General features: G+C 39.4%; 10 protein-coding genes. 1 reads left to right on the top strand and 9 read right to left on the bottom strand.

From position 1 onward, the window contains the following. The 8 genes from F7734_RS47445 to F7734_RS47410 all read right to left on the bottom strand — a co-directional run. Positions 1 to 307, bottom strand: a 307-nt coding sequence (locus F7734_RS47445) for a hypothetical protein (protein ID WP_207714379.1), incomplete at its 3' end; no start/stop codon positions are given. Continuing rightward, positions 304 to 1,635 (bottom strand): F390 synthetase-related protein, encoded by a 1,332-nt coding sequence (locus F7734_RS47440; RefSeq protein ID WP_155751301.1) that lies wholly within the window; start codon positions 1,633 to 1,635, stop codon positions 304 to 306. The genes F7734_RS47445 and F7734_RS47440, both read right to left, overlap by 4 nt. Positions 1,636 to 1,732: 97 nt before the next feature. Beyond that, entirely contained in the window at positions 1,733 to 2,569 is an 837-nt protein-coding gene (locus F7734_RS47435; RefSeq protein WP_155751300.1) for an MBL fold metallo-hydrolase, read from the bottom strand. A gap of 39 nt (positions 2,570 to 2,608) precedes the next feature. Continuing rightward, positions 2,609 to 3,607, bottom strand: a complete 999-nt coding sequence (locus F7734_RS47430; RefSeq protein ID WP_155751299.1) for an NAD-dependent epimerase/dehydratase family protein — start codon at positions 3,605 to 3,607, stop codon at positions 2,609 to 2,611. Beyond that, positions 3,604 to 5,205: a cyclic peptide export ABC transporter gene (locus F7734_RS47425; RefSeq protein WP_155751298.1), complete on the bottom strand. Its 1,602-nt coding sequence runs from the start codon at positions 5,203 to 5,205 to the stop codon at positions 3,604 to 3,606. Before F7734_RS47425 ends, F7734_RS47430 begins: the two co-directional genes overlap by 4 nt. 113 nt (positions 5,206 to 5,318) lie before the next feature. Next, positions 5,319 to 6,389: an aromatic ring-hydroxylating dioxygenase subunit alpha gene (locus tag F7734_RS47420; RefSeq protein ID WP_155751297.1), complete on the bottom strand. Its 1,071-nt coding sequence runs from the start codon at positions 6,387 to 6,389 to the stop codon at positions 5,319 to 5,321. Then, complete coding sequence (locus F7734_RS47415; protein WP_155751296.1) at positions 6,390 to 7,556, bottom strand: ATP-grasp domain-containing protein; 1,167 nt, start codon at positions 7,554 to 7,556, stop codon at positions 6,390 to 6,392. Next, positions 7,546 to 8,532, bottom strand: coding sequence for a beta-ketoacyl-ACP synthase III (locus F7734_RS47410; RefSeq protein ID WP_155751294.1), 987 nt, complete (start codon positions 8,530 to 8,532; stop codon positions 7,546 to 7,548). The genes F7734_RS47415 and F7734_RS47410 overlap by 11 nt, the downstream gene beginning before the upstream one ends. 487 nt (positions 8,533 to 9,019) lie before the next feature. Between F7734_RS47410 and F7734_RS47405 the strand changes: the two genes are divergently transcribed. Then, positions 9,020 to 9,850, top strand: coding sequence for a carbohydrate ABC transporter permease (locus F7734_RS47405; RefSeq protein WP_155751292.1), 831 nt, complete (start codon positions 9,020 to 9,022; stop codon positions 9,848 to 9,850). A gap of 156 nt (positions 9,851 to 10,006) precedes the next feature. On the opposite strand, the gene F7734_RS47400 is transcribed toward F7734_RS47405, so the two are convergent. Continuing rightward, positions 10,007 to 10,657: a sugar transferase gene (locus F7734_RS47400; protein WP_347566407.1), complete on the bottom strand. Its 651-nt coding sequence runs from the start codon at positions 10,655 to 10,657 to the stop codon at positions 10,007 to 10,009. Positions 10,658 to 10,751: the final 94 nt, after the last annotated feature.

Below are 10,751 nucleotides of genomic sequence, written 5' to 3'. Positions count from 1 at the left end.
TTGCTAATTTTTTTTCTAAAAAAGGATTTTTTAGAGTTTTTAGTTCTTCCTTAGAATAAGTTACATAATGATTGTAAGGAGAACACACATAGCAGTTCTCTAGTTCTTTGAAATTAACGGTAACTGGTAACACTAGGTCATCGATCGCTAGTGCTAAAAGCTGGCTATTGACATTGTTGATGAAGTAGGATGAACCAGCTTTCATCATAGGCAACCAGTAATTTTTTGCTAGGAGGGCTACCTCTGATTTTGCATTAGGCAAGTTATCTATTGTATCTTTATCGTAAAGATGAATTTCAGCATTCATAATTTGGCATCTACAGAAAATTCTCGTTGAACGCGTCTTAGTTTTTTATGATGTACGGTTCTTGTTTCGTATTCTTTATAACAAATCTCTGGTATTTGGCAATGTTTTTGTTCAAATAACTCTAGTAAATTTTTATAAACTATTGCTTGACTCTCTTGGATAAATACTGAAGGCACTTTTAAAGAAATTTGTATAAGGTTAAGGCTTTTCTGAACGACTGCATATTCTTGAATATTATCGGAAGAAACAATAATTGCCCTGCGAATAAAATCTGGAAATAACGGTACTAATTTTTCTTCACTTTTGTGAGGTAAATAAAAAATGTCATCCTGACGCCCTTCAACACTATGGATAGCTGTTAAAACCGAACCACACGGGCAAGGTTTTTGACACTCAGTTAAAATATCATCAAGTCGATAACGAATAATCGGCTGGGTTTTGCGGTTAAAGTCAGTAATAATTGGCATGAACTTACCCGCATTGCGATCGATATATTCTTTTTGGATCGCTAAAATATCTTCATTGAGATGTAAAGTGCAATATTCGCAAGTTCTGCCCAAAAACCCTTCAGTACATTGGTAGAGTTGATGAACTGTTTGCTGAAAACAATGACTTATATAAACTTCATCTAAAGGATCTAAAACTTCTGCAACTGAGACGACTCTGATGGGGGCTATGTTTAAATCTCCTTGGGCTTGAGCATCTGCTAGTAGACGTAGCATAGATGGTGGTGCTACTAGAATGCTTGGTGCATATTGATTTAAGCGTTCAACATGACTTTCAACGGAATTGAATAAATCAAAATACTCAAACTGGATGCGTTGTCGGTTAACAGTTTCATAAAGATTACTATTTGCTCGGAGAAAAAAAGCAATACGTTGGGGAGTCAAAATGGATTGGGGTAGTGCTTTTGCTAAAATCGTACCAGCCCAAGCTTGCTGTTCTTTTTGACTGACTATAAATAAGCCGCGATTGCCACTTGTTCCGGAAGAAAGACCAATAGTAAAGCCTCGAAGTGTTGAGTTAAAGTTTCGGGTTTTCTCTGCTTCTAATGCCAGTGTCAGTGCTTCTGATTTTTTGATACCTACTGTATTCAGTTGGTCAAAGTTAGCCATCATGATTGATTTATCAATGATGGGAAATTCTTGCCAGTTATGAGTATCTAGCCCTTGGTAGTAATTGCGGTAAAAGGTTGATTTTTGCAAGATTTCTTGGAGGAATCTCTGGACTTTTTTGTTTTGCCATGCTACTAGGGATTCGCGATCGCGGAAAGGTTTTCTGTATTTTGTTTGTAGGTAGTACCAAAGGATTCTGAGAAGACTATTCATTATATTTGAATTATAATTTTTCTTTAACCGCAGAGGCGCAGAGGGCGCAGAGAGAGGAAAATTTCATCTGCGTGCGTCTGCGTTCATCTGCGGTTAATTATTGAAAATTTAAAAGCCGCCAAGTATCAGCACAATGGGTGGGAATAATTTTAAGATTTGGGTTTAACTTATGCAATTGATGAATTTTTTGCAACGTATCTACATACTGGCGCTTATTAGAAAAGATAAGATTGGCAATAGGATGGGGTTGAATGAACTCTTGATAAGCACGGCTTAACCAACAGGCATCAGCAATGAGAAAATAATCTTGATGGTCAGCATCCGTAAAAAACAATCCAAGTTGACCGATTGCATGTCCGGGTAATTCAACGCCTGTGAGGGTATTATCTCCGAATAAATCAAAACCCGTGTTGAAACTGCGATACTCTGACGACAACAAGCGGGTTTTTGTCTCCTCAACAAATACAACCCGTTGCTCAAAATCTGGTGGTAGTAACCGAGGTAAAAAACCTGCTTTGAGGGCTGCTGTATTGCGGAGAGGCTTAACGGCTTCATAAGCCGATCTAAAACAGATAAATTGAGCATTGGGAAAGTCTTGCAAGCCGCCGATATGATCTGCGTGAAAGTGAGAAATCATGATATAGCGAACAGTTTCTGGAGAAACACCGTATTTTGTTAATTGATGGACGGCGCTATCCTCTGAATGTAAATAGACTGGTGTCGTTAGGGCGTAAAGACTAAAGGGAAAAGCGCGAGTCTCTTGGAAGAAGCGCTCTGAATAGCCAGTATCAAACAAAATAGCACCAAATTTTGGATGTGATATGAGGGCAAAAATTGATGGAAAATTAGCAGTTTTCCAACGTCCAGCTCGTATCACGATAGCTTCAGGATGGGTACAATACCCTGCTTGAAAAAATTTAACTTTAATAGACATTGTCTGAATTATGAATTATGAATTATGAATTATGAAATTTTATCCTTTATCCTTTTTTCCCTTCCACCATTGGGCAAAAATTTTCAATCCCTCCTCAATACTGACTCTTGGTTGATAGCCCAATTCTGTTCTTGCTGCTGTAATATCTAAAGTTTGGCTAAAAGCTAAAACTCCAACTTTATAGCGAGTGAGTACGGGTTCTTTTCCAAAGAAAATGCTTTTTGAGAAAAATTCCATTGCTGTGGCTGCTAGGTTAGCAGTTTTATAGGGAATTGGTTTGAATTTCAGGGGATAACCAAGTTGATGAGACAGCATTTCTAGCAAATTTCTCAACTCCATTGGTTGCCCGTTGGTAATGTTAAATTTTTTACCTAATGATGGAGCGGAGGCATTTTGACACAGCAACAAAGCATCTACCACATTGTCAACATAGGTCACATCAATGCAAGCTTTACCTTGATTAATCAGAGGAATCCCAGTACGCGAACTGGCTTGAAGTAATCTTGGAAAAATAGCTGTGTCACCGGGACCAACTATGCTGCGAGGTCGGATGGTGATGACGGGTAAACCTTGCTGGTGTGCGCGGTCAATTTCTTGTTCTGCTATAAGTTTTGTTTCAGCGTAGGCGTTAGCTGGTATCTTGGGTAATGGAGCTGTTTCAGAAATGTTAAAGCGATCGCAAAAATTAAAATAAATACTGGCAGTTGAAACGTGAATCAGTCTTTCGACTCCCCACTCCTGACAACCTTGAATAATATGCCGAGTTGCTAAAACATTAGAATCATAAAAATCCCGGTATTTTCCCCACGGAGAAGAGAGGGCTGCACAATGGAACACATAATCCTGTCTCTGACACGCTGCAACTGTTGCTTCTTTGTCTTGCAAATCAACGGGCAGAAATTTGAATCCTTCTGCTGTCAACTGTTGCCCAATTTTTTGATTGCGCCCTAACATACTGACGTTATGACCGAGAGATTGCAGCCTCAGCGCCAGATGCTTTCCTAAAAAGCCAGTACCACCAGTCACAAGAACATTCATATGAGTTTTCCATAATCTAACTTAAGAACCCTATCTGCCAGATGAAAATAGCGGTCATCATGGCTAATTATCAGTACTGTTTTACCTTTACTTTTCAGTTCTGGTAACAACTGAGTGTAAAAGATTTCTTTAAATACAGGGTCTTGATCTGACGCCCATTCGTCAAATACATAGAAAGGACGGTCTTCTAAGTAAGCAGTCAGCAAAGCAAGGCGCTTGCGCTGTCCTTGGGACAAAGCCGTTGTCGAAAACTTTTTTTCTTTGATTTTTACCTTGCTGTCAAGGTGAAGTTTAACAAGATAATCCTGTATCTGGTTATCCAGTTTGGCGGACTCTAAACCTAGCAATTTATCAAAAAGATAAAAATCGGAAAAAACCGCAGAAAAGTGTTGGCGATACCAGTCTCTATTTTGGTCGTCAACAGGCTTACCATCAACAAAGATTTTGCCCGTATCTGGAATGTATAGCCCGGTTATTAGTTTAGCAAAAGTGGATTTACCACTGCCATTGCCTCCTACCAAAAATACCAATTCTTTAGGGGCAAAAGTTAAATTAATGGAACCAAGAGTAAAATGATTTTCCTCTTGTTCTACCCAGTAAGCATGGGAAATACCTTCAAGTTTTAACTGCTCAAATTTAACAAGAAACGTAGAGGTTATGCTTTTCTCAGAACGGCTTGCCAATGCGAGGCTAATGGATTCAATCTTTTGTAACGCAATACTAGCTTTGCTTAAACGAGGGAGTATGCTTGTGATGGCATCTAAAGGAACTACCAAAAAAATGATAGTTAAAGCATAGCCAGACAAAATACTTCGGTCAATTTGCATCACGCTTGGTAATCCAAAATCAACTAACCCAATGACAAGGAACAACAAAAGCTGACTCCAAGTTAAACCAATAGTAAAGGAAGTCATCCCATCAATGTTATAACGACGGGAAAGAGCAATCGTGCATTCGAGTTCTTCAGTAAAGAAAGCTTCGCGTTTTCTTTGATTGAGCTTGAGTTCTTTTGTTCCCTCGGTTACGGCGCGAAAGTGACTAAAAAGTTTATCTTGTTCCGCACGTGCAAGTTCTAAAGATTGCTTGGCTTTTTGAGTGATTATCTCATAGCTCAAGATAGCTATAACTAAAAAAGTAACAAATCCTACGAAGACTATCCAAGAAAGATATATCAGATAAACTAAACAACCTATGACGACAGCAGCAGCAATACAGAGGCTGGGAATAAAAGCCACAGCATCAGAAACTGCTTGTACGTCATCTGCTAAAGTAGCCAGCAAACGCGAAGTTCCTAACTCTTCTATACAGCGTAAAGGGGCTGCCACAATCCGACGACACAAAAGCAATCGGGTGTCGAAGATGACTTGCTGAGAAAGGCGAATTAAACATAATTCAGAGATAAATCGACTTGTGACTGCAATTAGTACAAGCCCGATAAAACTCCAGATGAGAACGGATGAAAAAGCTGTGTTGCTATTAATAGCACTATTAATTAAAGCAATAATTCTGGCACTACAAGCACCACTGACTAAACCTGCAAATATTGCGATCGCTACAACTATTTTAGAGGATTTTAAAAGAAGATGGATAACATTCATTGTCTGGGTGATAGATTGATAAGCTCACGCAAAGGCGCAAAGTCGCTAAGAAAAGGAGCTTTGCGCCTCAGCGCCTTTGCGTGAAAAACAAAATAATTGTGTTGATATATCATTTAAATCTTCATCTTAATTGTTTTTTCAAATACTAATGATTCATTTTCGTTGCTTCCTGGTTTCAATAAATATAAAATATGAGGTCTAAGAACATCGATTTCTGTAAATACGAAGTTTTCTCCTTGAAAGCGATTGATATTCCAAGTCTGTAGTTGTAAAATTTCTTTATCTTGTCTTGCAGCTTGGGCAAAAAGTGGTTGGGCAATAACTCTTCCCAACCAGTTGGGTAACCACGAGCGAAAAGTAATAATACTATATGCTTTTGTTAATTTTTTGGTGACAGGAGTTAGGAAAAGAGAAATAAATAATCTATTGCGATCGCTATCGGTACGATATTCTAATTGGGCAATACTAGGCAAAATAAAGCGACTAATAGAAATGACTTTGTTACATCCCGGCGCTAATAACTTGTAAATTAATCCAGAAATAGTTTCTTCATTTAGGTAAACTGCTTCTACCATGTTCTCAGAGCGAGTTATTTTCACAGTAATTTCTTTACGTTGATTATCTGTCCTAATTAAACCAGAGTGAACAAAGTGGGTATGGGTTGCATCTAGAAAATTTTCAGCTGCATTTTCCAAAGTTGTTTCACATTCCATTTGTTTGCTAAACGTAGAAAACCCTTCTTGCCGCAAACAAGGAAATTCATAAGGCTGAGATTTGGGTAATTCACCAGCTTGACAATAAACCCAGATAAAACCATCTTGCTCAATAACAGGATAAGCAACAGCATTTCTATGTCGAGCCTCATTCCGATGGCAAAGCCCCGGTATTTCCTGACAAACACCTTGCCCATCAAAGCACCAACCGTGATATTTACAAATGAGATAATTATTTTTCACCCAGCCTTTTGAGAGAGGAACATTGCGATGCGGACATTTATCCAACAAAGCAGAAGGCTTACCATCGATTCCTCGAAAAACAGCTAAAGGAATACCCAACACAGTTCTTCCTATTGGCTTTCTAGCCAACTCACCAGAAGTACAAACTATATACCAATTTCTAAACAAAAAACCCTCCATTACCCTCCCCTCTCCTTTCTCTGCGCCCTCTGCGCCTCTGCGGTTCATTCATCTAATTTCCTCACCATCCCACTCAATATCCTGCGTAGACACCTGCTGAAGAGTTAATCCACTCCGGCAGCTCATTTGTATAAACTGAAAAAGCACTATCCACAGATGGAAAAACGGCAAAGGATCGGACAACCGAAAAACAACATCTTTAGTCCTCACAAACATATTTAACCAACCACCCAATCTTCCCGAACCAATAGCCGAAGGCAAACCATAAACAATCATAGCCATAGCGATCGCAGTTCTTTGCCCAACTTTAGGTTGTATAATACTGTTTGTATTGTTGAAAAAAGCTCTCTCCAATCCGTCTGCTCTGTCAAATAAATGAATAGCACTAATAGCCCTGGGATTGCACTCTAAAGGATATAAAACCCCATCATCTGCTTCTATAAAATCAAAAGAAACTTGCCCCGTAAATTCTTCAGCTTCAACAAAAGTTTTCACCCATTCTAAAAGTCCCGAATGCTCAACAGACTCAAAATAAATACAAGAACCTTTACCAGCTGTAAATATAGTAGGATAAACTGCGTGAGCTACTACCTTACCTTGATGGGCAATAGTATAAGTACAATAATGCTTTCCAGAAATAAATTCTTGGGCAACCCAAGCTTTATTTAAATTAATTTGTAAGGATGGTATTTCACTAACAGGTTTCGATAATATATGAACCTGACTGGCAAATCGAGAATAAACAGGCTTTAAAACTATCTTTCTTGGACTGGGCAAATCCAAAACATCCAGTAAATCTTGATGGGAGTTGACTAACCAAGTTTGTGGTGCTGCCAAACCTAACTGTTGTACGCGATTGATAAACTGCCATTTATTATGGAGTCTATTCAGTTTTTCCAGTGGTTCAGCAAAAACCTGACAATAGGGAGTTAGTTGAGAGAGCTTATGAGAAATGTAAAAAATCTCTTCACAAGTTGGTATCAGAAAGGTGATATTTTCTTGTTTAATAATCTCTAATAAAGCCTCAATGTAACCTGTTGGGTTAATCCTAGGAGGTGGAACCAAAAAATTTTTGACGACAGCACGTGAAGCAGTACAAAGATGATGCTTGATGCTATCGGCAACAAACACTTTGTAACTTGCTACTGATAGCAGTCTGGCTAAATCTAATGTGACTGGAGCGCGTCCTCCCGTAAGCAAGATATTAGTATTCAAGGATTATGCCTCCAATAGAAAATCCTGCTGATGTACCTAAAAGCATAATGCGATCGCCACGCTGAATTTTCCCTTGAACAATAGATTCATGCAGCGCCATCGGAACAGATGCAGCTATAGTATTGCCATGATTGTGAGCAATAACCATAACTTTTTCTTCAGGAATATCTAGTTGCTTACGCATAAGACGCATTGCCATTAAACTCGCTTGATGGGGAATCACCATTTTTATATCCGCCATCTTTAAGCCTGCATCTTGAAGCAAACGCCGGACAAAATCTGGCGTGATTTCAGAAGCAAGCCGATAAACAGCTTTGCCATCCATTTTAAAAAGGAAATCTTCTGGGTTTTCGGCATAATCTTTAGGATGATGCTTGTTACCCCCTCCTTTGCATTCTGTAAAGTGTGCGCCTCGGCTGTAGGTTTCTATTCGAGCAGATAATATCTTGCAATCCTCTTGTTCATCAGACTTGGCAACGATCGCTGCCGCCGCACCATCGCCAAACAGGGTACAACTTTCTTTATCTTGCCAGTTTAAACCTGTTGCGACTTCTGTGGCTACAATCAATACTCTTTCATATCTTCCTGCTTGGATAAGATAAGATATAGTGTCTAAGCCAACAATGAAACTAAGACAAGTAGAATTGATATCAAAAGCAGGAATTCCAGAATCAAGCGCACCAAGCTGTTCTTGAATCAGTGCAGCCGTACAGGGGATTGCTTGTTCCGGGCTACCACTTGTACAAATCAAACAATCAATATCGCTAAAGGATAAACCTGCTGCTTCTAAGGCATTTTTAGCAGCATAAGCCCCCATCACTGATGCTGTTTCATCTTCAACAAAATGGCGGACAAGCACACCCGATTTTTTCTCAATCCATCCCGGCTCTAAACCCAGGCTGAATTCCAGTTCTTTCGCTGTCACTAGCTTTTTAGGTAGATATTTTCCTGTAGATAGAATTTTAATTTTTCTCATATTCGTACTGATAATTATTTCATAATCGGATTAGAAAGATTTGTCCCCCACCTCGTTCCCAGGCTCTGCCTGGGAATGCCTTACCGGAGGCTCCGCCTCCAGTGTGCAAGTAGCGCTTGCTCAGCAGAGCCTCGCGATCTGCATTCCCAGGTAGAACCTGGGAACGAGAGAACGAGAGAGTAGCAAATGAGGGGGCTGGCCTCTCATCGATCGGCTGTATCCTTAGAGAAGTCGGAGATCTAGAAGTGGAAGACCAAGAGTATCATTTTTTAAAGCTGTGGAGGTTTTAATATAACCTAAGAAAAATTAGATGCAAAATAAATCCTTAATAATTCGTTTGTATATTTTTGTGGCAGAACTATACTAATTCTATAAAATAACGCTATACGTTGTTGACTTGTAGCCTTTGACAGCAATAAACTTGTTGGCGAATGACATACTGTCAATAATAATTTAGTTATATATTTGTTGCTACGATAACTTGACAATGATAAAGTCTAAGCTCCAAAATCAGTTAGGGACATATGGGCTATTGGGAGTCATAGCAGTAGCAACGTTATTCCCCCTATTTTGGCTAATAAGTACAGCGCTAAAGTCCCCAACGGAAAATATCTTTCAGTCTCCACCCCAGTTACTGCCCAGCCAACCTACTCTTAATAACTTTGTTACCGTTTGGCAAACAAACCCTTTTGGACAGTACTTATTTAACAGTACCTTAGTGGCAGTGCTAACTGTGGGTTTAAATTTAGTTTTTTGCGCTTTAGCTGCTTACCCACTTGCAAGATTGTCTTTTCCTGGAAGAGATTGGATTTTTGTTGCGATCGTCTCTACTATTATGATTCCCTTCCAAATCGTAATGATTCCCCTCTATATCCTGACAGTGCAGTTGGGTTTAAGAAATTCTTATTTGGGAATTATTTTTCCTGGCTTAGCTTCTGCTTTTGGAATTTTTCTGTTGCGACAAGCGTTTATAAGTGTTCCAAAAGAAATGGAAGAAGCCGCACGCATGGACGGATGTTCGGAGTTAGGAATATGGTGGCATATCATGCTTCCTGCAATTCGTCCTGCATTAGTTACTTTGGCAATTTTTGTTTTTATTGGTTCTTGGAGTGATTTTCTTTGGCCTCTAATTGTCATTCAAGACGAAAGTCTCTACACTCTTCCTTTAGGGGTGGCAAAGCTGGCTGGTACCTTTTCCCTCGATTGGCGGTTAGTCGCCGCAGGATCGGTTATTTCTATTGCCCCAGTACTGCTTTTGTTTCTGTTTTTGCAACGTTATATTGTTCCAACGGAAACTGGTAGTGGAGTCAAGGGATAATTTGTTATTTGTCGTTTGTCAAAAGTCATTTGTCAAAAGTCATTTGTCATTTGAGAAAAAAGATATAGCACACACCCTGAATGAGTTAATCTATATTGTTATTGTGGGATGGGCGTCTCGCCCGTCCAGATGATGTAAACTAAATGCGATCGCCAGTTAATAAGCACCGTTCTTATTCACAACTACCAAGATAGTTTTCACAATCAGATACAGATCGTACATCACCGACCACTTGCGTTGGTAGTCAAGATCCATGCTGACGATAGTATCAAAGTCGGTAATACTGGAACGACCATTGGCTTGCCATTCTCCTGTAATTCCAGGTTTTACTTGCAATCTTTGCCAGTGGTGGACATCGTATTTGACAACTTCATCAGGAGTCGGTGGACGAGTACCAACTAAGCTCATTTCTCCTTTGAGGACGTTCCAAAATTGTGGTAATTCATCTAAGCTTGTGCGTCTTAAAAATTTGCCTACTTTTGTAATTCTGGGATCTTCGGCTGATTTAAATATGTGACCCTTGGCTTCGTTTTTTACCAAGTGCTTAAGCTTATCTGCATCTACTATCATGGAACGGAACTTCCAAATGCGGAATCTACGTCCATTAATACCACAGCGTATTTGACTGTAGAAGATGGGACCTGGATCGTCTAACTGGGTAGCTATGGCTACGGGGATTGCTACCATAGCTGTAATCAGCAACCCTACAATAGCTCCTAAAATATCAATTAACCGCTTGATGAGACTTGTAACAGAGGGGTGTATGGGTTGCTGTGGCAATTCCACTGAATTATATTGACTTAAAATGGCTACATCAATAGAAGCCCTATATGTTTTATCGGATGTACAAGTTGACACGGCTGGAGTAGTTTTTTTACCACTGAGATTTATATAAGTATTA

Source organism: Scytonema sp. UIC 10036 (assembly GCF_009725235.1).
Note: the sequence above shows the minus strand (reverse complement) of the source record. Positions and strands in the feature narration are given on the sequence as shown.